At 70.3% G+C, this 22,655-nt stretch carries 14 protein-coding genes and 1 other RNA gene; 9 read left to right on the plus strand and 6 right to left on the minus strand.

The features are described from left to right. The first annotated feature begins 186 nt into the window (after positions 1-186). On the plus strand, positions 187-2,910 hold the full coding sequence (lptD, locus tag ACTIGN_RS00805) for an LPS assembly protein LptD (protein ID WP_439620479.1): 2,724 nt from the start codon (positions 187-189) through the stop codon (positions 2,908-2,910). Between the two features lie 51 nt (positions 2,911-2,961). On the opposite strand, the gene ACTIGN_RS00810 is transcribed toward lptD, so the two are convergent. The 6 genes from ACTIGN_RS00810 to ACTIGN_RS00835 all read right to left on the minus strand — a co-directional run bounded on the left by ACTIGN_RS00810 (position 2,962) and on the right by ACTIGN_RS00835 (position 13,437). Continuing rightward, positions 2,962-3,885, minus strand: coding sequence for an MBL fold metallo-hydrolase (locus ACTIGN_RS00810; RefSeq protein ID WP_439620480.1), 924 nt, complete (start codon positions 3,883-3,885; stop codon positions 2,962-2,964). Between the two features lie 195 nt (positions 3,886-4,080). Next, the gene (locus tag ACTIGN_RS00815; protein WP_439620482.1) at positions 4,081-7,629 is read right to left on the minus strand and encodes an efflux RND transporter permease subunit; all 3,549 of its coding nucleotides are present in this window, start codon (positions 7,627-7,629) and stop codon (positions 4,081-4,083) included. 88 nt (positions 7,630-7,717) lie between these two features. Further along, positions 7,718-9,082: an efflux RND transporter periplasmic adaptor subunit gene (locus tag ACTIGN_RS00820; protein ID WP_439620484.1), complete on the minus strand. Its 1,365-nt coding sequence runs from the start codon at positions 9,080-9,082 to the stop codon at positions 7,718-7,720. A 717-nt stretch (positions 9,083-9,799) separates the two neighbouring features. Next, positions 9,800-10,366 (minus strand): hypothetical protein, encoded by a 567-nt coding sequence (locus tag ACTIGN_RS00825; RefSeq protein WP_439620485.1) that lies wholly within the window; start codon positions 10,364-10,366, stop codon positions 9,800-9,802. A 521-nt stretch (positions 10,367-10,887) separates the two neighbouring features. Beyond that, on the minus strand, positions 10,888-12,195 hold the full coding sequence (locus ACTIGN_RS00830) for a Gfo/Idh/MocA family protein (RefSeq protein ID WP_439620486.1): 1,308 nt from the start codon (positions 12,193-12,195) through the stop codon (positions 10,888-10,890). Positions 12,196-12,333: 138 nt separating this feature from the next. After that, positions 12,334-13,437, minus strand: a complete 1,104-nt coding sequence (locus ACTIGN_RS00835; protein WP_439620487.1) for a formylglycine-generating enzyme family protein — start codon at positions 13,435-13,437, stop codon at positions 12,334-12,336. Positions 13,438-13,625: 188 nt separating this feature from the next. On the opposite strand from ACTIGN_RS00835, the gene ACTIGN_RS00840 reads away from it, so the two are divergent. The 8 genes from ACTIGN_RS00840 (at position 13,626) to ACTIGN_RS00875 (ending at position 22,605) form a co-directional block, all read left to right on the plus strand. Continuing rightward, complete coding sequence (locus ACTIGN_RS00840) at positions 13,626-14,549, plus strand: FAD:protein FMN transferase (protein WP_439620489.1); 924 nt, start codon at positions 13,626-13,628, stop codon at positions 14,547-14,549. A gap of 52 nt (positions 14,550-14,601) precedes the next feature. Further along, positions 14,602-14,796 carry a hypothetical protein gene (locus ACTIGN_RS00845; RefSeq protein ID WP_439620490.1) on the plus strand — a complete coding sequence of 65 codons (195 nt, stop codon included), beginning with the start codon at positions 14,602-14,604 and terminating at the stop codon, positions 14,794-14,796. Positions 14,797-14,995: 199 nt separating this feature from the next. Then, a complete protein-coding gene (locus tag ACTIGN_RS00850) occupies positions 14,996-17,041 on the plus strand; it encodes a PrkA family serine protein kinase (RefSeq protein WP_439620491.1) in 2,046 nt (681 codons plus the stop codon). Between the two features lie 59 nt (positions 17,042-17,100). Continuing rightward, positions 17,101-17,198: signal recognition particle sRNA small type (gene ffs / locus ACTIGN_RS00855), an RNA gene on the plus strand. A 111-nt stretch (positions 17,199-17,309) separates the two neighbouring features. Then, positions 17,310-17,612, plus strand: a complete 303-nt coding sequence (locus ACTIGN_RS00860; RefSeq protein ID WP_439620493.1) for a hypothetical protein — start codon at positions 17,310-17,312, stop codon at positions 17,610-17,612. Beyond that, positions 17,609-18,028 (plus strand): type II toxin-antitoxin system VapC family toxin, encoded by a 420-nt coding sequence (locus ACTIGN_RS00865; protein ID WP_439620495.1) that lies wholly within the window; start codon positions 17,609-17,611, stop codon positions 18,026-18,028. Before ACTIGN_RS00860 ends, ACTIGN_RS00865 begins: the two co-directional genes overlap by 4 nt. 193 nt (positions 18,029-18,221) lie before the next feature. Further along, positions 18,222-19,325 (plus strand): DUF444 family protein, encoded by a 1,104-nt coding sequence (locus ACTIGN_RS00870; protein WP_439620496.1) that lies wholly within the window; start codon positions 18,222-18,224, stop codon positions 19,323-19,325. A 664-nt stretch (positions 19,326-19,989) separates the two neighbouring features. Continuing rightward, positions 19,990-22,605, plus strand: coding sequence for a transporter substrate-binding protein (locus ACTIGN_RS00875; RefSeq protein WP_439620498.1), 2,616 nt, complete (start codon positions 19,990-19,992; stop codon positions 22,603-22,605). Positions 22,606-22,655: the final 50 nt, after the last annotated feature.

Here is a 22,655-nt window from a genome sequence, read left to right on the forward strand (position 1 = left end):
GCGGTCCACGGCCGCATGAAACGAACGTCTACCAACTAATGTGATCCCTACCCCCTCGCGCGGGGGCCGCGATCCCGGCTTGATTCCCCCGGAGCCGCGCTTATATTCCCGCCGCCTTCAAGCACAAACTACTCGTGTGGCAGCCGACGCGGAGGCACCGTGGTCAGGGGCCGGGTGACATTCTGGATGGCGGTGGTCGTCGCAACGGCGCTGGGGGCACCCGCGCCGGCGCAGTCGCCGCCGCCCGCCCCGCCGGTGGGCGCCGTGACCGGCCGGCCCGTGGGCGGCGCGCTCCCGACGGACGCGCTGTTCAGCCCCGCGCCGGCCGTCCCGCCGCGCACCGCGTTCCAGCCGACCCGGCAGCCGCCGGGCGTCCCCGACGAGCCGGACTTCACCCTCCCCGACGGGTCGGTCGTGCCGATCCCGCAGGGGAAGTCGCAGCAGTTCCGGTTCACCCGGCGGTACGGCACCCCGAACACGCTCGACAGCCAGCTCCTGCCGGACGGCACCCGGCGGTTCGTGTTCGCCGGCGGCGTGATCGTCAACGCGGTCACCGAGACCGGCCAGGAGACCGAGTTCGCCACCGACGACGCGGTCGTGTGGGTCCGCGGGCTGGCCATCGACAACATCGCCAACGGGTTCCAGGCCGGCGGCCCCGGGACCACCGAGGTCGAGGCGTACCTGTCGGGCAACGTCATCGTCCGCACGAAGTCCAAGGAGGGGCAGCTCCAGACGCTCCGCGCGACCGAGGTGTACTACGACATGCAGCGGGAGCGGGCGGTCGCGCTGGCGGCCAGCCTGGAGTTCAAGCCGGACCAGCTCCCGCAGCCGATCCGGATGCGGGGCCGGGAGCTCCTGCGGCTCGACACGGAGAACTGGGAGGCGCTGGGCGCGTCGTTCGACGGGAGCTACCTGCCGAGCGACCCGGGCCTGCGGATCGACGCCAACCGCGTCACCCTCAGCATCCGCCAGGTGCAGCTGCGGAACGTGTTCGGGATCCCGTACCGGAACCTGCTGACCGGGGAGCCGGTCCAGGGCGAGGAGCAGATGCTCACGGCCTACGGGGCGGTGCCCAAGGTCGCGGGCGTGCCCGTGTTCTACCTGCCCCGGGTCCGGGCCGACGCGACCGACCCGCTCGGCCCGTTCATCGGGTTCTCGCTCGGCCAGAGCCGCATGTTCGGCCCGAGCGTGTACACGACCTGGGACATGTTCGACCTGCTGGCCCTCAAGCCCCCGCCCGGCCAGAAGTGGCGGCTCAACGCCGACTACATGGGGTACCGCGGCCCGGCCCTGGGCACCGACTACCAGTACAACGTGCCGGCCGACCCGCTGACCGGGCTCCAGCCCCCGGCCGGGCTCGTGAAGCTCTACGGCCTCCGGGACCAGGGGACCGACATCCTGGGCGGGAACCGCGGCCCCGAGCCGGTCCAACCGGACTTCCGCGGCCGGGCCGACTGGCGGCACCAACAGGAGATCATCCAGGGCCTGTACTATCAGGGCCAGATCGCGTACCTGAGCGACAAGAACTTCCTCGAAGAGTTCTACAAGCAGGAGTTCGACACCGGGCCGAACCACGAGACGTTCGCGTACCTGAAGTACCAGCAGCGGAACCTCGCGGTCGCCGGCCTGTTCGAGTACCGGCTGAACCGCCCGTGGGTGTCCGAGACCCAGTGGCTCCCGCGGGTCGACGGGTACGCGATCGGGCAGACGTTCCTGAACGACCTGTTCGTGTACTCGGGGCACGCCAGCGGCGGGTACGCCGAGGCCCGGCCGAGCACCATCAACCCGACCGCGGTGCTCTCGACCGACCGGAACGTGAACACGGGCCGGTTCGACCTGATGCAGGAGCTGAGCGTCCCGCTCGCGCTCGGGCCGGTGAAGCTCGCGCCCTACGCCACCGTGGACCTGGCCGCGTACACCGAGGACCTCAACGGCAACAGCGTGGGCCGGGTGTGGGGCGGGGGCGGCACCCGGGCGAGCCTGCCGCTGTCGCGGCTCTACGAGGACGTGTCGAGCGATCTGTTCAACGTCCGCGGGCTGAACCACAAGATGGTGTTCGGGGCGAACTACCTGTACGCCAAGACCAACGTGCCGTTCTCGCAGCTCCCGCTCCTGGACCGGCTCAACGACGACGCGACCGACCAGTCGTGGCGGAACATCACGCCCATGCAGCCGATGTTCGTCTCCGGGCCGAACGGGCCGCTGCTGGCCACCGGCGGCGACCCGACGAGCCAGTTCAACCCGCAGCGGTACCTGATCCGCCGCGGGTACACGAACCGGGTCGACACGCTCGACGACATCAACGTGCTCCAGGGCGACCTGCGGCAGCGGTTCCAGACCAAGCGGGGGTACCCCGGGGCCGAGCACACGGTGGACGTGTTCACCCTCGACACCTCGGTGTCGTACTTCCCCGATTCGGGCCGGGACAACTTCGGCAAGCCGTTCGGGTTCCTGGAGTACGACGCGCTGTGGAACGTGGGGGACCGCACGGCCCTGTTCTCGTCCGGGTGGTTCGAGCCGTACGACACCGGGTCGCGGTACTACACGATCGGGGCGGCGCTGAACCGCACGGACCGGACCAACTTCGTGGTGAGCTACCGGCAGACGGACCCGATCAACAGCCGGGCGGTGACCGGGAGCGTCGGGTACCAGCTCAGCCCGCGGTACTACACGAGCGTGTCGGCGAGCTACGACTTCGGGATCAGCCAGGCGCTGTCGAACTCGTTCTTCCTGACCCGGACCGGGACCGACCTGACGGTGACCGTCGGGGTCACGTACAACTCGCTCCAGAACAACCTGGGGGTGCAGTTCATGGTGATGCCGAACCTGCTGACGGCGTTCGCGGGCGGGCGGTTCACGGGCACCCCGGTCGGCGGCAACAACAGCGGGTACGGCGGCCGCGGCCGCTAGAGCCCCAGCGGCGGCGGGGCGCGGATGCCTGCGCGCAACGGCCGCGTCGCGTCACTCCGACGAGCCGGCGGTCAGCGCGCCGACGGCCACCCCTGCGCCCAGTGCGAGCAGGACCGCGGCCGGCGGAAACACCGCGGGCGGGGTGTACGTCACGCCGCCCGCGTCGGCCCGCGCCGGGTGCCCCACGTACCGCCCGCCGGCCGGCACCGCGAGCCGGTCGAAGTCCCGCGCGAGGCGGTTCAACTGGCTGCGCAGCTCCCCGCCGTGCATCGGCACCCCGTGCCCGGTCGCGGCCACCTCCGGGTCGAGTTCCGCGAGGGCTCGCACCGACGCTCGCGCGGCGTCCCAGTCGGTGGTGAAGTACGCCGGCGGGCCGTGAATCGCCTGCGGCTTGAACACCGCCCCGAAGAACGACTCCTGCTTCGTCGTGACGAACGCGTCGCCCGCGACGAGCGTGCGGTCGGCGTCGCGGAAGAGTGCGACGTGTCCCGGCGAGTGCCCGGGCGTGTGGAGCCACCGCCACCCGGGCAGGTGCGGCACGGCCCCGCGCTCCGGCAGGGGGCGCACGCGGGTGCCGAGGTCCACCCCGCGGCGCGAGTACAGGGGCGACAGCAGGGCCATCGCCCCGCCCCCGACGCTCGGGTCCGGCGGCGGGTAGTCGGCCCGGCCGGTCAGGTACGGCAACTCCAGCGGGTGCGCGAACACCGGCGCGTCCCACATCTCCGCGAGCGCCTCCAGCGAACCGACGTGGTCGAAGTGGCCGTGCGTCAGCACGATCGCGGCCGGCCGCGCGTCCGGCCCGAACGCCGCGGCGGCCGCGGCGACGATCGCGCCGCGGGAGAACGACAGCCCGGCGTCCACGAGCACCCACCCGCGGTCGCCCGCGCCGGGCGGGCCGATCAGGTACGCGTTGACGATCGACAGGGGGACGCGGATCACCCCCTCCGCGGCCCGCACACTGTTACTTCCGTTCATCGCACCCCCCCAGGTTCGGAACAGCCAGACGTGGTGCAGCAACCTGAGTGCCACTGAACCCGCGCCTTGCCCCCGACCGTCGTGTGCCCCCCCGCTCGTCCCGGAGGTGGCAGCGCGACGGCCGCCCCCGATCGCTCCGCCCAGCCGGCGCGAGATGGCGCCGGGTGCGGGGAGGTACGCTTCCCGGGTGGCCGCTCAGGCGGCGGGTTCGGGCGGCACCGGCCCCGGCACAGGTGTCGCTGTGGGAGTCGGGGCGGCCGCGGCGGGCGGGGTCTGCGGGGCGGCGGGCGGCCTCGCGGTCTCGGCCCCGGCCAACCACCGCTCGATGAGGTAGTAGAAGACGGGCGTCAGGAAGACGCCGAAGAACGTGACCCCGAGCATCCCGGCGAACACCGCGATGCCCAGCGTCCGCCGCATCTCGGCTCCGGCCCCCTGGGCCAGCACCAGCGGGACCACCCCGAGGATGAACGCGAAGCTGGTCATCACGATCGGCCGCAGCCGCAGCCGCACGGCCTCCAGGGTCGCCTCGCGCAGCGGCTTGCCCTCTTTCCGCTGCTGCTCCGCGAACTCGACGATCAGGATGGCGTTCTTACACGCCAGCCCGACGAGCACCACCAGCCCGATCTGGGTGAAGATGTTGATCTCCGGGCGGACCGCCGGGACCAGCAGCGAGAAGGCGTACACCCCGCCGACCGCCGACAGCAGGCACATCGGCACCACCAGGATGATCGCCAGGGGCAGGGACCAACTGTTGTAGAGCCCGGCCAGCACCAGGTAGACGAGGACGACCGCGCCGACGAAGGCGTAGATGGCCGTGCTGCCCTCGGTGTTCTGGAGGAACGAGATGTCGGTCCACTCGTACCCGGCCTGGTTCGACAGGGACCGGTCGGCCGCGGCCTCGACCATCCGGATGCCGGTCCCGGTGCTCGTCCCCGGGGCGAGGTTCCCGTTCACCGCGGCCGCCGGGAACGTGTTGTACCGCTGGATGACCACCGGCCCGACCGCGTCCTCGATCCGGGCCACGGCCCCGAGCGGGACCATCTCCCCCCGGTCGTTCCGCACCCGCAGGTTCTGGATCGTGTCGGCCGTCATCCGGAACGGCACGTCGGCCTGGGCGGTCACCTGCCAGTTCCGGCCGAACCGGTTGAAGTCGTTGACGTACGCCCCGCCGAGGTACACCTGGAGGGTTGCGAACACGTCCCGCAGCGGCACCCCCATCTGCATGCACCGCACCCGGTCCACGTCCACGTACAGTTGCGGCACGTTCGCCCGGTACACGGTGAACGCGGTCCCGAGTTCCGGGGCCTCCCCGATCGCCCGGATGAGCGCGTCCGCCTCGCGCTGGAGCCCGACCGGCCCGAGGGCGCCGCGGTCCTCGACCATGACGCGGTACCCGCCTGCGCTGCCCAGCCCCTGCACCGGCGGCGGCGGGAGGATGAGCACCTGCGCGTTCGGCTCCTCGCGGAGCAGCGTCGCGGTCAGGCCCATCATGACGACGAACCCGTTCCGCGACAGGTCACCCTTGCGGTCCTCGAACGGTTCCAGGATGACGAACATCGTCCCGAAGTTGGACCCGGTCGCCCCGAGGACGAACGACTGCCCGGTGACGGTGAGGGTGTGGGCGACCCCCGGGGTCGCGCGGACGAGGCCGTCGATCCGCCGCATCACCTCGCGGGACCGCTGGGCCGACGCCGCGTCGGGGAGCTGCACCGACACCAGCAGGTAGCCCTTGTCCTGCGGCGGGACGTACCCGGTCGGCGTGCGGGTGAACGCGAGGTACGTCAGGACCAGCAGCGCGCCGTACACGGCCAGGACGACGAGGGCGACGCGGAGCAGCCGCCCGACGGCCCAGGTGTACCCGTGGGCGGTCCGGTCGAACCCGCGGTTGAACAGCCCGTAGAACCACCGCAGGGCGGCGTTCACGCGGGCCGCCACGAGCCACCCGGCGGCCGCCCCGGGGGCCATGTACAGCGCGTGCGCCCCGAGCCACTGGGCCCACAGCCGGAGGCCGGTCGGGTCGTAGGCCACGGCCGGTGTCGCCGCGGGCACCAGCGGGAGCGGGCCCAGCGCGGCGGCCGCGGCCCGGTAGCCGGCGTACCCCAGGAGCAGCGCCCACCCCCACCGCGGGAGCGTCTCGGTGGCGCGGTGCTGCCCGGGTCCCCGGCCCCGGAAGATGGCCGCCGCCCGGCTCGGGGTCAGGGTCATCGCGTTCACCGCCGAGATCATCATCGCCACCGAGATCGTCAGCGCGAACTGGCGGAAGAACTGGCCGGTGATCCCGCCCAGGAACGCGCTGGGCAGGAACACGCTGCTGAGCACCAGCGTGATGGCGATGATCGGGCCGGTGATCTCGCCCATCGCCCGGAGCGTCGCCTCGCGGGCCTCGAACCCCTTCGCGATCCACCGCTCGACGTTCTCCAGCACGACGATCGCGTCGTCCACCACGATGCCGATCGCCAGCACCAGGCCGAACAGGGTCAGGTTGTTCAGGGTGAACCCGAACACGTACATGACGGCGAGGGTGCCGACGAGCGACACCGGGACGTCGATCATCGGGAGGATCATCGCCCGCCAGTCCTGGAGGAACAGCAGGACAACGATGGCGACGAGCAGGGTGGCGTCGAACAGCGTGTTGTACACCTCCTCGACCGACTGCCGGATGAACGGGGTGGTGTCGTACCGGACGGCGGCGTCCACCCCCGGGGGGAACCGCCGCTTCATCTCGGCGAGCCGGGCCTTCACCCGCTCGGCCACGTCGAGGGCGTTCGAGCCCGGCAGGGCGAACACGGCCAGGCCCACGGCCGGGCGGCCGTCGAGGGTGTTGGTGATGTCCTGGGTGCGTGCCGTCAACTCGACCCGGGCCACGTCCCCGAGCTTGACGACGGGCCGGACGGTGGCGTCGGACGCCGGCGGGGCAGCGAGCCCCGGCGGGGCGGCAGGCGCGGCGGCCCCGCCGCCGGTCCCGCCCGCCCCGGCCCCGACCTTCACCACGATGTTCTGGAACTGCTCGACGGTCTCCAGGCGCCCGAGGGCGTTGAGGGTGAACTGGAACGCGACCCCCGGGGCGGCCGGCTCGGCCCCGACCCGCCCCGCCGCGACCTGCACGTTCTGCTCGCGGATCGCGGCCACCACGTCCGACGCGCTGAGGCCGTTCGCCGCCAGCCGGTCCGGGTCGAGCCACGCCTTCATGCTGTAGTCCTGCTGGCCGAACACCAGCACGTCCCCGACCCCGTCGATCCGGGCGATCTCGTCCCGCACCTGTACGGTGGCGAAGTTCGACAGGTAGAGCTGGTTGCGGGTGTCGTCCGGGGAGTACAGGTTGGCGATGAGGAGGATGTCCGGGGTCCGCTTGCGGACCAGCACCCCCTGCCGCTGCACGTCCTCGGGCAGGAGCGGGGTGGCCTGCTGGACCCGGTTCTGGACCAGCACCTGCGCCATGTTCAGGTCGGTGCCCAGGGCGAACGTGATGGTCAGCGAGTACGAGCCGTCGTTCCCGGAGTTGGAGGACATGTACAGCATGCCCTCGACGCCGTTGACCTGCTGCTCGATCGGGGCGGCCACGCTGTTCGAGACGACGACGGCGTTCGCCCCGGGGTAGTTGCACGACACGGTCACGGTCGGCGGGGCGATCTCCGGGTACTGGGCGATCGGCAGCCGGAACAGGGCCGCCGCCCCGAACAGGAGGATGACGATTGAAAGGACCCAGGCCAGGACCGGGCGGTCGATGAACACGCGCGCAAACATTACCCCTCCTGCGGCGGGAACCGGCGTGTGCGGGGCACCGCCCGCGGGGAACAACCGTGCTGAACGGGGCCGGGGGAGGGCCCCTTCGTCACGGGCCGCGGCCCTGCGGGTCGGCGACCGTGGCGGGCCGGCCGCGGGCACCGCCCCCCGGCGCGGCGTTGCCGCCGGTGCCGGGTTGCGCCCCCTGCCCGGGGTTCCCGTTCGGGCCGGTCGGCACCGCCCCCGGGCCGCCCGGGGTGCCCCACCCACCGGGACCGGCGGCCGTGCTCTTGTCCGCCACCGGCGTGATCTCGCCCGGTTGCGGGTCGATCTCCATTTCCGGCTGGAGCCGCGCGAGGCCGGTGATGACGACCCGGTCCGTCGGGGCGAGCCCCTCCACCACCCGCAGCCCCAGCGACAGCGGCCCGAGCCGGACCGGCTTCGCCGCCACCCGGTTGTTCGGCCCGACGACGTACACCACCCGCTGGGCCTGGTCGGAGACGACCGCCTCGTCAGGGATCAGAACGGCGTCGGGAACGGTGGCCCCCGGGATGCGGCCGCGGACGAACAGGCCGGGCCGGAGCAGCCGCGGCGGGCCCGGGTTGGGGAACGTGCCGCGGATCTGGAGGGTGCCGGTGGACGGGTTCAGTTCCGAGCCGGCGAACTCGATCGTTCCCTTGTGGGGGTACCCGGTCTCGTCCCGGAGCTGGATCTCGACCGGCACACCGCCCCCCTGGCCGGTCGTCACCCGGCCCTCCCGGGCCGTGCGCCGCAGGTACTCCAGCACCGTGTGCTCGTCGACCGTGAAGTAGGCGTAGGTCGGGTCCACGGTGACCACGCGGGTGAGGACCGTCCCCTGGCCGGTCCCGCCGGTCACCAGGTTCCCCTCGTTCACGAACACCCGGTCCACGCGGCCGTCGAACGGGGCCACGACCGTGGCGTACCGGAGGTTCAGTTGGGCCTGTTCGACGTCCTTCTGCGCCTTCTCGACCCCGGCCCGGGTGACGAGCACCTGGGCCTTGGCCTGGTCGTACTCCTCCTGACTCACGACCCCCGAACCGAGCCCCTTGGCCAACCGGGTCTCGGTCGCGGCGGCCTGCTCCCGCTGGGCGGTGGCGCTCTTCACCGCCGTCTGGGCCTGCCCGACGGCCAGTTCGAACGGCTCCGGGTCGATCTGGACCAGCGTGTCCCCGGCCTTGACCTCCGCCCCCTCGTGGAACGGAACCGCCCGGACGTACCCGCTCACCCGGGCGCGGACGTCGGCCGCCTTGACCGCGGCCAGCGTGCCCGTCAGATCGGTGAACTCGGTCACGGACCGGACCAGGGGCGGCGCGGCGGCGACCTTGGGCGGCCCGGCACCCTTCGGCGGCCCCGCCGGCCGCGCGTTGCACCCGAGCCCCGCAACTCCGGCGGCGAACAGTAGGGGTGCGACTCGTCTCAGCGAGAGGGCGGCACGAGCGGCGGCAGAGCCCATCGGATACCTTTGGGTTGGACACGAAGTGGCGGCGTCCCGCGGCGAAGGGGGTCCACCGGTGCGTTCCCGGGAGCCCAGTTCCGACGGGTCCCGGACTGCGGCACCGGCCCCCGACGGAGGGTCACAGTCGTCGCACCTGCCGTGCCCAAGGCTCGTGCGAAACCGCGCCCGGCCGGAATGGGTAAAAACGCGACACGTCGCGTCAGGACCGGTCCCGACGCGCGCTGGCGTAGAGCGCGTGCCGCCGCCTGCCGGGCGTCACAGACGGGGGCGGCAGATGATTTTCACCCTGGCGAGTTCGACCTCGTGTTGCCCGATGTGCTCGAAGAGTTCGGCCGTCGTGTCTTGAGTTGACTTCAGAAGGGTCCGGGGGTCTTGGCTCCCGAGGCGAACACGGCCCGGCACCGGTCCGGAGATGCATCTTCCAGGCGTGGATCAGGGTCTGGTGTACCCCGTAGGCGACGCAAGTTCGTTGATCGTGTTGACGCCCCTCACGGCCGCCAGGGCGACTGGCCTTGAACGCCGACGAGTGACTCTTCCGCTTGCCCGCCACCGGTTCCCATTTCCCGGGCGACCGGTGGAGTTGAACCGGCGGTCCAGTTTTGGGGGTCCATTCGACCTCCGGCGGCGGTAGCGGGTACGGCGGCCGCTGACCGACCACGGGGTCACTTCGCGAGGGCCCCGTGCGAGGTGACGTGACGGAACGCGGCCGACGACTCACTGCTGAGCGTCGTGGGCCGCGCTCTGGTACATCAGGCCGAAGATGAACCGGTGCGTTCCGGGGCCGGCCCCCGCGGGCGCGGGGTCGCCGGGAAAGTCGGCTCCGAACCCGGAGGGGTACGCGGTCTCGAACTCGGCCTTCAGGCGGCGGAGAACCTCGGCGCGGCGGGCCGGCGTCTGCCGGCCCAGTTCGTCCCGAAGGTACCCCAATACGTTCTGGGCCGTCTTCTCCTCGTCGGTGCCGCCGGGGTACGTGGCCCGGATGCTCGTCATGCACTCCGAGCGAGACTGGTTCATCACGAGGAACTTCTGGGTCACCTCGGCGAGGGTCGTGCGGCCCGCGATGAGCTCGGCGATCAACTCGTTCTTGATCGCGATGCGGTGCAGCAGTTCCCGGTTGACGACCGCGAGGTGGTCCTGGAGTTCCACCTCCTCCCGGAACTCGACCCGCGTGCTCCGGGCCTCGGACGCCTCGTCAACGAGGGACGCGCCCCACCGGGAGTGCGCGGCGACGGCGGCCGCGGACAGGGCGAGGATGACCGCGGCGGTGCGACAGTTGTGCATGGTTGCCTCTCCGGGGGGCGTTCCGGCGTCGGGGCGGTGCGTGCGGGGCCGGGCTCCGGTCCACCCGGCGCGACCGGTCCCCAGCTCACCGGCGGGTCGGGATCGAGGGGCCCGGCTCGTCCGTACCTTCAACACTTATAACACCATCCATTAACGCATTACGGAAAATTGATAGTGATTCTCGGAACATCGGACCCGCCGGAGCGCCCGCGCCGCGGGGCGGTGAAGTGCGCTCTTCGCGAGGGAATGCGAGGGAGTGGACGTGCCCGACGGGTGTGGAAGTGATCGAACCGACCGAGGGGTGAATCGACGGGCGGCCCGGTCGGGCTTCGAGCGGTCGTGCCGCGGCGCGGCGGGCACACTGGCGACGGAAGCGCTCGGCCGAACGCCCGCGTTCCGGCTTCGCCGCCGGGCCACGTCTCCCAACGAAACCGCCGTGCGACGCGGGGCACTTGCCCCACCTCGCACGGCAGCGAAGGCCCGCGGGCCGCGCTTCGGCGGCCCGCGGGAACGGTCTCATCTCACCCGGCGGCGGGCGGGAGCTTCCACGAGCCGGGGGTCGGGGCGGCGGTCACCTGGAGGGCCGACTGGAGGGTCAGGTCCTTCGGCATGGTCGCGTCGGCGGCCGCCAGCGCGTCGTCCCACTTCAGGGTGCGGCAGGCGTAGGAGGCGTTGCGGCCCAGGATCGCCGTGAACGTCGAGTCGGTCACGCTCTTCAGCTCGTTCAGCGGCTTCGCGGCGCGGATGCTGTTGAGCAGGTCGATGTGCTCCTGCACGTAGGCGTTGATGTCGTCCTTCGCGACCTCCTCGCCGTTGATGAGGTACGAGCTGACCTTGCACTTGCCCTTCGAGCCGACCACGGACTCGGAGACGTCGTTCTCGCCCGGGATGTGCCGGCAGTACGAGTACATCTTCACGCCGTTCTTGTACTCGAACTCGACCGCGTAGTGGTCCCAGATGTTGCCGACCACGTTCGGGTCGCCGACCTTGCGGTTCGCCCGGCCGCCCATGCCGATCGCCTTGACCGGGTGGTCGTTCATGATCCAGTTGATGACGTCCAGGTTGTGGACGTGCTGCTCGACGATGTGGTCGCCGCACAGCCACAGGAAGTGGTACCAGTTGTTGAGCTGGTACTGGGCGTCGCTCACGTCCGCGGCCCGGTCGTTGAACCAGATCCCCGAGCCGTTCCAGGCGCACCGGGTGGCGAGGATCTCGCCGATCGCGCCGTCCTGGAGCTTCTTGACCGTCTCGATGTACCCCTTCTGGTGCCGCCGCTGGGTGCCGGCGACGATCGCGATGTTCTTCTTCTTCGACTCCTCGACCAGCTCGTAGCACTTCCGCGCCCCGGTCGCGTCGACGCACACCGGCTTCTCGCAGAACACGTGCTTGTTGGCCTTCACGGCCGCCTCGAGGTGCAGCGGGCGGAACCCGGGCGGGGTGGCCAGGATCACCAGGTCGGTGTTCGCGGCGAGCACCTTCTGGTAGGCGTCGAGCCCGTCGAACGTGGTCTCGGGGGTCACCTTGATCTGGTTGGCGAAGGCGGCGTAGTTCTTCCCGGTCTTGAACGTCTTGGCGGCGTTCTCGGCCTTGTTCTTGAACACGTCGCCGACGGCCACGATCTCGACCTTCGGGTTCTTCCCGTTGATCCGGCCCTCGGCCTCCAGGATGTCGCGGACGGCCCCGGTGCCGCGGCCGCCGCACCCGATCAGGCCGACCTTGATGACCGCGTCGTTGCCGGCGGCGAACAGCCCCGCCCCGGACGCCGACACGGCCGCCCCGGCGAGCGCCGAGGCCTTCAGGAAATCACGACGGTGGTTCGCGCTCGACATGGGAAAGGCTCCTGGGGAACTTCGGAATGCGGAGTTCGGAGTGCGGGGTGAAAAGCGAAGACGGGATCGGGAGTCTGGCAGGGCTTGGGGGCCCCCGTCTTCGATTCCGCATTCCGGGTTCCGCATTCCGAATTCGGGTCACTCGGACTTCTTCACGACCTTGGGCTTCACGCCGGCGAGGGCCGGCGTGTCTTCTTCGGCGAGCACGACGCGGAACCCGACGACGTCCATCCGGGTGAGCCACCAGATGCTGCGGGGCTCCTGCGGGTCGTGCTTCTGCCAGCTCTCCTCGGAGACGCGGCGGCCGGCGCTGCGGAGCTTGTCGGCCTTGTCGGCCCACGAGCCGCCGCGGACCACGTGCGCCCACTTCTCGTCCGTCGGCACGTTCACCGGGTTCAGGTTCAGGGCGATCTTGGCGCGGGCCTCGTAGGTCTTCGGGTCGTACTGGTCGAGGGTCCACTCCCACACGTTGCCGTACAGGTCGTGGAGCCCGAACGGGTTCGGCTTGCGGGTGCCGACCTTGTGCGTGCAGCCCTTCGGCTTCTCGGGGTACTCCTCGTCCTTCGAGTTCTCGGCGAACCAGGCGTACTCGGCGAGTTCCTTCGGGTCGCTGCCGAAGAAGTAGGGGGCGTCGCCCTTGCCGCCGCGGGCCGCGTACTCGAACTCGGCCTCGGTCGGGAGCCGGTACGGCCGGCCGGTCTTCTTGCGGAGCCACTCGCAGTACACCATCGCCGCGTGGTGGGTCATGCTCAGGGCCGGGTGCCCGTCGCGGCCGTGGTCGTAGGTCTCGTCGAGGAACGTGTTGGTCGGGCGGGTGACGGCGTCGGCCGCGAGCTTGGCGGCGTCCTTGTGGTCGGCCTTGAGGAAGTTCTCGTCGTACCAGAACATGTCCCAGTCGTTCCAGGTGACCTCGACCTTCTGCATCCAGAACCCGCCGACCTTCGCCTTGTACTGCGGCCCCTCGTTCTCGCCGCGGCCGGCCTCGGTTGCCGGGCTCCCGACGGTCACCTCCCCGCCGGGGACGTAGACCATCTCGAACTGCGACTGCATCGCGATCTTCTTGGCGTCCTTCATGTTCGCGTCGGCGACCGTCTTGTACCCCTCGACGGTCTGCACGAAGTTCTTCCGCTCCAGCTTCGGCGGGGCCGGCGGGGCGTCCTTCGTGTCGGCGGGGGCGAGCGAAACGGCGGCCGCGTTGAGGGCGGCCAAGAGGAACAGCGAGTAGGTGAATCGGCGCGACATGTCTGCTAGATTCTCCGATAACGGCGGCACTGTCAACAACCGAACCGCGGCGGGGCCAGCGAATGTTTGCGTGGGTGGCGATCGTGGCGGCCGGGGCGTGCGGTCATGTTATTCTAGACGCTCCGCCGCGCCCATTTATTGCACCGGGGACACGGGCGCCCGAGCGCTTCGAGTTCGAGTCGAAGCACATGGGCACGACGTTCCGCGTCGTGCTGTACGCGCCGGACGCCGCGACCGCCAAGGCGGCCGCGGACGCCGCGTTCGCTCGTGTGGCCGCCCTCGACGAATGCATGAGCGACTACAAGCCGACCAGTGAACTCATGCAGTTGTGCAAGGCGTTCGCGACCGAGGTCGGCGAGCCGCGGAAGGTGAGCGCCGACCTGTTCCTCGTGCTGAGCCGGGCCGGGGACCTGTCGAAGCGCTCGGAGGGCGCGTTCGACGCCACCGTCGGCCCGGTCGTGCAGCTGTGGCGGCACGCGCGCCGCACGCAGGAGCTCCCGGACCCGAAGGAGTTCGCCGCGGCGCGTGCGAAGGTCGGGTACGAGAAGGTGAGGCTCGACCCCGCGAAGCAGACGGTCCAGCTCGCGACGCCGGGCATGCAACTCGACCTGGGCGGCATCGCCAAAGGGTACGCGGCCGACGAGGCGCTGAAGGTGCTCAAAGAGAAGTTCGGGATCGCGTCGGCACTCGTCGCGGCGGCCGGCGACATCGCGTGCGGCGACCCGCCCCCCGGCAAGGACCACTGGGCCGTGGACATCGCGCCGATCGCGAAGTCGCAGAGGCCGCGGACGCTGCACCTCGCGAACGCGGCCGTCTCGACGTCCGGCGACCTGGAGCAGTTCGTCGTCATCAACGGGGTGCGGTACTCGCACGTCCTCGACCCGCGGACCGGCCTCGGCCTCACCGGGCGGCGGAGCGTCACCGTGGTCGCCCCGAACGGCACGACCGCCGACAGCATGACCAAGGCCGTGAGCGTGCTGCCGCCGGAGCGGGCGCTGGAGCTGGTCGAAGCCACCCCCGGCGCGGCCGCGTACGTCGTGGTGCTCGACGCGGACGAAAAACCCGTCGCGACGGCGTCGAAGCGGTTTCCGAAGTTCGCGGGAACCGAGTAGACTCAGTGCTGCGGCCGCTCCGGCCCGCCGTGCGCCCCTGTGGAGATGACACGTGGACGAGTTAATCAAGACGGTGGCCGACCGGGCCGGCATCACCCCGGACCAGGCGAAGAGCGCCGTCGCCAGCGTCGTCGAGTTCATCAAGGCGAAGGTGCCCGGCCTCGGCGACCAGATCGCCGGGGTGCTCAACGGCACCGGCGGGGCGGCGGACGTGATCGGGAACCTCCGCGGCAAGCTCGGGCTCTGATCCACCCCCGGCCGCGGCACGCACGTGCCGTCTCGTGTTGGTGTACGACACGCGACGCGGGTACAATAGTACCGTACCCCTACCCCGCACCGGGGTGCACACGGCCGCGACTTGAACCCGCGCGTGCGAGGCGTTAGGCTGGTGCGGCCCGATCGCCGCGCCCACCTCTGGCGACCTTCCACGGAGGACACCACCACTCATGGCCACCGCCACGGCAATCCTCGACGGCCTTCGCGCCCGACTCGATACCACCGAGTACCGCAAGCTCCACCGGGAAGGCTCGTTCACCGACTACCTCAACATCGTGCTGGAGACGCCCGGCGTCACCCGGACCGCGTTCCAGCGGCTGTACGACATGATCCTGTCGCACGGCACCGACGACGTGTACGAGAACAAGGACCGGATCACCCGGTTCAAGTTCTTCACCGACTTCGCGACCCGCCACGGGGACGGCATCTACGGGCTCGACCGCTCGCTGATGCAACTCGTGAACACGTTCAAGAGCGCCGCCCTGGGCTACGGCACCGAGCGCCGGGTGATCCTGCTCCACGGGCCGGTCGGCAGCGCCAAGTCCACCATCGCGCGGCTCCTGAAGCGCGGCCTGGAGGAGTACAGCCGGACCGACGACGGGATGCTGTTCAGCTTCTCGTGGAAGGGGCCGGACGGCACCTGGGTTAAGGACCCGATGCACGGCGAACCGCTGCAACTGGTCCCGGAGGAGCAGCGGGCCGCCCTGCTGGCCCAGCTCAACGAGAAGGCCAAGAAGCCCTACGCCTACGACGTGAAGATCAAGGGCGACCTGAGCCCGTTCAGCCGGTACGAGTACAAGACCCGGCTCGCCAAGTACGACGGCGACTGGCTCAAGATGGTCGACAACGAGGTCAAGGTGTACCGGCTGGTGCTCAGCGAGAAGGACCGGATCGGCATCGGGACGTTCCAGCCGAAGGACGAGAAGAACCAGGACTCGACCGAGCTGACCGGCGACATCAACTACCGGAAGATCGCCGAGTACGGCAGCGACAGCGACCCCCGGGCGTTCAACTTCGACGGCGAACTCAACATCGCCAACCGCGGGATCGTCGAGTTCATCGAGGTGCTCAAGCTCGACGTGGCGTTCCTCTACGACCTGCTCGGGGCGTCGCAGGAGCACAAGATCAAGCCGAAGAAGTTCGCGCAGACGGACATCGACGAGGTGATCCTGGGCCACACGAACGAGCCCGAGTACCGGCGGCTCCAGAACAACGAGTTCATGGAGGCGCTCCGGGACCGCACTGTGAAGATCGACGTGCCCTACGTCACCCGGCTCCGCGACGAGGTCAAGATCTACGAGAAGGACTACCGGCCCGAGAAGGTGCGGGGCAAGCACATCGCCCCGCACACGGTCGAGATCGCCGCGATGTGGGCCGTGCTCACCCGGCTCACCCCGCCCAAGCACGCCAGCCTCAGCGTGCTCCAGAAGATGAAGCTGTACAACGGGAAGACCCTCCCCGGGTTCACCGAGGACAACGTCATCGAGCTGAAGCGGGACGCGGCCAACGAGGGCATGACCGGGATCAGCCCGCGGTACATCCAGGACAAGATCAGCAACGCCCTGGTCGCCCACCCGGACGAGGACAACATCAACCCGTTCATGGTGATGCACGAACTGGAGTCGGGGCTCCGGCACCACTCGCTCATCAAGGACGAGGACCAGTACCGGCACTACCGCGAGTTGCTGGCGGTCGTCCGCGAGGAGTACGAGGACATCGTGAAGAACGAGGTCCAGCGGGCCATCGCCGCCGACGAGGACGCGCTCACCCGGCTGTGCGGGAACTACATCGACAACGTCCGGTCGTACACGCTCCGCGAGAAGGTGCGGAACAAGTTCACCGGTGCCAACGAGGACCCCGACGAGCGGCTCATGCGGTCGGTCGAGGAGAAGATCGACATCCCCGAGGGCCGCAAGGACGACTTCCGCCGCGAGATCATGAACTACATCGGGGCGCTGGCCATCGACGGCAAGAAGTTCGACTACAAGACCAACGAGCGGCTCCAGAAGGCCCTGGAACTCAAGCTGTTCGAGGACCAGAAGGACACGATCAAGCTCAGCTCGCTGGTGTCGAACGTGGTGGACAAGGCGACCCAGGAAAAAATCGACGTGGTGAAGAGTCGCCTGATCCGGAATTACGGATATAACGAGTCCAGCGCGACCGACGTGCTGAACTTCGTGGCGAGCATCTTCGCCCGGGGCCAGACGAAGAAGTGACGCGGGCGACCCCGATCTGGTCGCCGCGCCCGACGATACGCGCCGCCGGGGTCGAGACGGGTGGGGGCCTGACCGAGCTAAAAGTATGAACCTGGTCAGGTCCGGAAGGAAGCAGCCATAAGTGCTGGAGGTTGCGGCTCAGGGCACCCCCATCCGTCCCGCCCCTGGTGGCGAGCACACGAAGGCCCACCCGATCCCGGGTGGGCCTTCTGCGTTGACGGCACTTCGCGGTATAATCCGAGGTAAGGTACGCGTGTGTGGAGCCCACATGGAACTTCCCGTCCTGGTTCAGCAGACCGCCGGCACCAACTTCCGCGCCTGGAGCGGGGAACCGGTGCCGGCAACGGCAGAGGGGGCCACGCGTGAGGAAGCGCTCGCGAACCTGCGTGCCGCGCTCGAAGTGAAGACCGCGGGCGTCGAAGTCGTCCGGTTGCAGTTCGGCCGCTCCGGAACGGCACCCGTTTGGCCCGACGATGAGTTGACCCGCGCCTGGCTCGACGGAATTGAAGCGGCGCGCCAAGCGGCCGACCAGCGGGCGGACACGTGGGACGCTCCGGCAGGCGAGCCGTGAGCCGGTTCATTCTCGACACCGACACGCTGTCGCTCTACTTCCGGCACGACCCGAACGTGCTCGCCGGAGTCGTGCGGCACCTCTCGGACCACGTTGCGGTCCCCATCATCACCGTACAGGAGGTGTGGGACGGGTGGGCCGCGGTTATCGGCCGCGCGAAGACCCCGGAACAGGCCGCAACGGCCTACCAGCGACTGACCGACACGTTGAACGAGTTGCGGTACTGGCCGGTCGTCTCCTTTTCGCTCGGGGCCGTGAACCGGTACACCGCACTCAAGCGGCAGAAGTTGAACGTGAAGGGCAACGACCTCAAGATTGCCGCGATCGCGCTCGAGACCGGATCCGCGGTTGTGACCCACAACCGCCGCGACTTTGAACGAATTCGGGGCGTACAGATCGAGGACTGGGCCACGTAGCGCGGAGCCCTGCCGGGGACGCCGTCGCGTTCCTGCACTCCCCTTGCCCCCGACGCGACCCGCAGCGGCACTCCGCCCGACGGGGCACGCAAATCCGCCCGACTCCGGACACCCGTTTCGCTTCTCGACCGGCCCCGTTGTCTGGTACGATTGGGTATCGGACTCGTCACCCTCATACGCGAGGCACTCCCCCGTGGGCCAGAAGATCGAACAAGACCTCCAGCGGTTCCGCAAGATCGTCCGCGGCAAGGTGAAGAGCAACCTGTCCAAGTACATCGGCCGCGGGGAGATGATCGGCAAGAAGGGGAAGGACTTCGTGTCCATCCCCGTGCCGTCGATCAACCTCCCGCAGTTCCGGTACGGCAACAAGAACTCCGGCGGCGTCGGCGTCGGGCCGGGCCAGCCCGGGCAGCCCCTCACGCCGCAGCAGGGCGAGGACGGCGAGCCCCAGGCCGGCGACCAGCCGGGCGGCCACATCCTCGAAGTCGACCTCACCATGGAGGAGCTGGCCGAGATCCTCGGCGAGGAACTCGCGCTGCCGCGGATCGAGCCCCGGGGCCACAAGAACGTCGTCACCGAGAAGGACAAGTACACCAGCATCCGCAGCGTCGGCCCCGAGAGCCTGCGGCACTTCAAGCGGACGTACAAGCGGGCCATCAAGCGGCAGATCTCGGCCGGCACCTACGACCCGATCTCACCCAAGGTGATCCCGCAGCGCGAGGACAAGCAGTACCGGAGCTGGAAGGAGGTGCCCAAGCCCGACGCCGTGGCGTGCGTCATCTACATGATGGACGTCTCGGGGAGCATGACCGACGAGCAGAAGGAGATCGTCCGCATCGAGGCGTTCTGGATCGACACCTGGATCAAGAAGCACTACAAGGGCGTGGACACGGTCTACATCATCCACGACGCCGTGGCGCAAGAGGTGGACGAGCACCGGTTCTACCACACCCGCGAGAGCGGCGGCACCAAGATCAGCTCGGCCTACGAACTCTGCAACAAGATCATCGACACCCGGTACCCGCCGTCGCAGTGGAACGTGTACGCGTTCCACTTCTCGGACGGCGACAACTGGGGCGACGACGTGCCCAAGTGCGTCGACCTGCTCACCACCCAGATGCTCCCGAAGCTGAACCTGTTCGGGTACGGGCAGGTCGAGTCGCCGTACGGCAGCGGGGAGTTCTTCGAGCACGTCAACGAGCTGGTGGACGACCACAAGAACGTCGTCGCCAGCCGGGTCCCGGACCGCGACGCGATCCTCGGGAGCATCAAGGAATTCCTGAAGACCGGTCGTTGAGAATCGGTGGCGGAATGAGGCGACGCCGCGGGGGCAAGGTTCATGTGGCCGCCCCTCACCCGCGACTCGCGGACTCGTCGCGACCTCTCCCCGCAGAGCCGGGGCGAGGGGCGTTGGGCCTGTTCTTCAGCAACGCGATCGGGTGCGCGTGGCGTCGGACCAACCGCCCCCCCTCGCCCCGGCTCTGCGGGGAGAGGTCGCCGCGGGGCTCTGGCCGCGGCGGGTGAGGTGCGGCCACCTCAACGATTTCGCCACTGGCTCTCAGGGTCGAACCAACCGAGACCGCCGCCCTCCGGTGCCTCATGGCAACTGATCCCGTGCTGATGGGATTCTCCTGCTTCATGGCCGGCACACACCTCGGAGGCGCGTTGGCGATGCTCGCGGCTCCACCCAGGCGGTGCGGGTCCGAAATAAGCCGCGAGCGCGAGCAGCATCACTGGGAGAGTTGGGTTCTAACCTTCATCTATCTGCTCACCGGCACCGTCCTCTCGTCCGGGCTCGTCGTCTCACTCGCGTGCAAGTGACGCACGCCCCGACCCCGGCACCCGTCCCAACCGGCCCCTCTGGCACCGGAATCGGCCCCCGAGTTGCGGCGGCTCCGCGGCCGCCGTGATACCATAAGCGGACGGGGTGGGCGGGCACCCCGCGGAATCCGGAGCGCCCCATGGCGGCAGACACGCCCGACAACACGACGCAGATCCACACCCCGGACCCGTCGGCCACCGTCCGGGGCGCCCCGGACAGTTCCGACGGGTTCGCGGAGGGTCCGCCGCCGCCGCCGGACCTGTCGTTCCTCGGCCCGCCGGTCGAGCCCGGCGACCTGGGGCTGCTCGGCTCGTACCGCGTCCGGCGGGTGCTGGGCGTCGGGGGCATGGGGATCGTGTTCGAGGCGATCGACTCGCAGCTCCGCCGGCTCGTCGCCCTGAAGGTCATGCGCCCGGAGATCGCCGCGTCGCAGGCGGCCCGAGAGCGGTTCCTCAAGGAGGCCCGCGCCGCGGCGGCCCTGAGTTCCGACCACATCGTCACCGTGTTCCAGGTCGGGCAGGACAACGACGTCCCGTACATGGCGATGCAGCTGCTCCGGGGCGAGGCGCTCGACGCGCGGCTGGCCCGGGAGCCCCGGCTCGGGGTGGTGGACGCGGTCACCATCGCCTCCCAGGCGGCCGCCGGGCTGGCCGCGGCCCACGACGCCGGGCTCGTCCACCGGGACATCAAGCCCGCGAACCTGTGGCTCGAACTGAAGGACGAGGGCGCGAAGAAGTCGGCCGACTCGGGCCGGCTCGTCGTCGGCGGGGCGGTGCAGCACGACAACTCGTTCCGGGTCAAGATCCTCGACCTCGGGCTCGTCCGGGGCGGGGGCGGCCCGCGGCTCACCACCGCGGGCGTCGTCGTCGGCACCCCGCACTTCATGGCCCCCGAGCAGGCCGGCGGCACCGAGGTGGACCACCGGGCCGACCTGTTCAGCCTCGGGTGCGTGATCTACACGATGCTCACCGGCGAACTCGCGTTCCCGGGCGAGTCCACGATGGCCGTGCTCATGGCCCTGGCCAACCACACGCCCCCGCCGCTACACGAGATGAACCCGGCCGTGCCGCTGGAGCTGTCGCAGCTCGTCGCCAAGATGATGGCGAAGTCGCCCGCGGGGCGGCCCCCGTCGGCCCTCCAGGTGATCGAGCACCTCACCGGCATCCTCGACGCGGAACTCGAGCGGCCGCCCCCCCCGCCCCCGGTGCGGAAGCCCGGGTCGGGCAAGGTCGGGTGGGCCGAGGCCGCCCGCCGCCCGGTCGTCCCGGAGCTGAAGAGCCGCCAGAACCTCCCGGCCAACTCGGCCGCGGGGATGGCCACGCCCAACCCGACGGGCAGCGCCGTCACGGCGCCGAACCCGTCGATCGCCCCGGCCCTCCGGCGGGCGACCCCGCCGCCCGCGGTGCCGCCCGCCCCGCTCCCGGCCGCGCCCCCCGCCCCGCACGCGGGCCACCAGCCCCCGGGGGTCAGCGTCGGCGTCGGGCTGGTGGCCGTCGCCATCGCCCTGGTCGCGCTCGGGCTGATGCTCGGCGTCGGCGGGCGGCTCGGGACCGGGCCCGCCCCGGTCGCCGACGCGGGCGAGCCCGTCCGCATCGGCGTCCTCCACTCGAAATCCGGGTCGATGGCCCTGAGCGAGTCGCCGGTCCTCGACGCGACGCTCCTCGCGGTGGACGAGATCAACCAGGCCGGCGGCGTCCTCGGGCGGCCGGTCCAGCCGATCGTGATCGACGGCAAGTCGGACTCCGAGACGTTCGGGCTCGCGGCCGACAAGCTCCTCGGCGAGGAGAAGGTCGCCGCACTGTTCGGGTGCTGGACCAGCGCGGCGCGCAAGGCCGTCCGGCCGGCGGTCGAGCGGCACGGGAGCGTGCTGTTCTACCCGGTCCAGTACGAGGGGCTGGAGCAGTCCCCGCGGATCGTGTACCTGGGCGCGACCCCGAACCAGCAGATCCTCCCCGGGATCGACTACCTCACCGGCAAGCTCGGGAAGAGGCGGCTGTTCGTCGTCGGCTCGGACTACGTGTTCCCGCGGACCGCGGCCGAGGTCGTCGGGGACCACGTCAAGAAGAAGCCCGGCGTCGAGGTCGTCGGGGCGGAGTTCGTGCCGCTCGGCTCGCGGGACGTCGTCGGGGTCGTCGAGCAGGTCCGCAAGTCGAACGCCGACGGGGTCGTGAACCTCTTGAACGGCACCACGAACCTCTCGTTCTTCAAGGAGATGAAGGCCGCCGGGCTCACGGCCCGGGACGTGGCGGTCCTGTCGTCGAGCATCGCGGAGAACGAACTCCGGAGCCTCGACCCGGACGCGGTCGCCGGCAGCCACCTCGTCGCCGCGTACTTCCAGTCGGTGGACAGCGAGGAGTCGCGGGCGTTCGTCAAGAAGGTGCGGACCAAGTTCGGCGGCGACCGGGTCACCTCGGACGCGATGGCCGCGGCCTACGCCGGGGTCCACCTCTGGGCGCGGTCCGCCAACGAGGCCGGCAAGACGGACCCGGACGCGGTCCTCACCAAGCTCCGCGGCGCGACGTTCCCGTCGCCGGGGGGGCCGCTCAGGGTCGACCCGGTGACCCTGCACACCTGGCAGGAGTGGCGGATCGGGCGGGTGCGGGCCGACGGCCAGGTGGACACGGTCGCGACCGCGGCCGAGAACGTCGCCCCGGCCCCGTTCCCCGCGAGCCGCCCCCGGGCGGAGTGGGAGCGGCTCCTCGAGGGGCTGTACATCGAGTGGGGGAGCCGGTGGCAGGCCCCGGCCGCCCCGTGACCAACCCCCCCGGCCGCGGGTTCCGCCCGCCAGGTGAGCCATGAGCCCCA

It is taken from the genome of Gemmata sp., from assembly GCF_051859125.1.
Classification (GTDB): Bacteria; Planctomycetota; Planctomycetia; order Gemmatales; family Gemmataceae; genus Gemmata.

Bases quoted from the DNA above. Each gene is read 5' to 3' on its own strand.
- ACTIGN_RS00835 (WP_439620487.1), bottom strand. From the start codon at position 13,437: ATGTCGCGCCGATTCACCTACTCGCTGTTCCTCTTGGCCGCCCTCAAC.
- ACTIGN_RS00840 (WP_439620489.1), top strand. From the start codon at position 13,626: ATGGGCACGACGTTCCGCGTCGTGCTGTACGCGCCGGACGCCGCGACC.
- ACTIGN_RS00825 (WP_439620485.1), bottom strand. From the start codon at position 10,366: ATGCACAACTGTCGCACCGCCGCGGTCATCCTCGCCCTGTCCGCGGCC.
- ACTIGN_RS00820 (WP_439620484.1), bottom strand. From the start codon at position 9,082: ATGGGCTCTGCCGCCGCTCGTGCCGCCCTCTCGCTGAGACGAGTCGCA.
- ACTIGN_RS00860 (WP_439620493.1), top strand. From the start codon at position 17,310: ATGGAACTTCCCGTCCTGGTTCAGCAGACCGCCGGCACCAACTTCCGC.
- ACTIGN_RS00815 (WP_439620482.1), bottom strand. From the start codon at position 7,629: ATGTTTGCGCGCGTGTTCATCGACCGCCCGGTCCTGGCCTGGGTCCTT.
- ACTIGN_RS00830 (WP_439620486.1), bottom strand. From the start codon at position 12,195: ATGTCGAGCGCGAACCACCGTCGTGATTTCCTGAAGGCCTCGGCGCTC.
- ACTIGN_RS00875 (WP_439620498.1), top strand. From the start codon at position 19,990: ATGGCGGCAGACACGCCCGACAACACGACGCAGATCCACACCCCGGAC.
- lptD (WP_439620479.1), top strand. From the start codon at position 187: ATGGCGGTGGTCGTCGCAACGGCGCTGGGGGCACCCGCGCCGGCGCAG.
- ACTIGN_RS00810 (WP_439620480.1), bottom strand. From the start codon at position 3,885: ATGAACGGAAGTAACAGTGTGCGGGCCGCGGAGGGGGTGATCCGCGTC.
- ACTIGN_RS00850 (WP_439620491.1), top strand. From the start codon at position 14,996: ATGGCCACCGCCACGGCAATCCTCGACGGCCTTCGCGCCCGACTCGAT.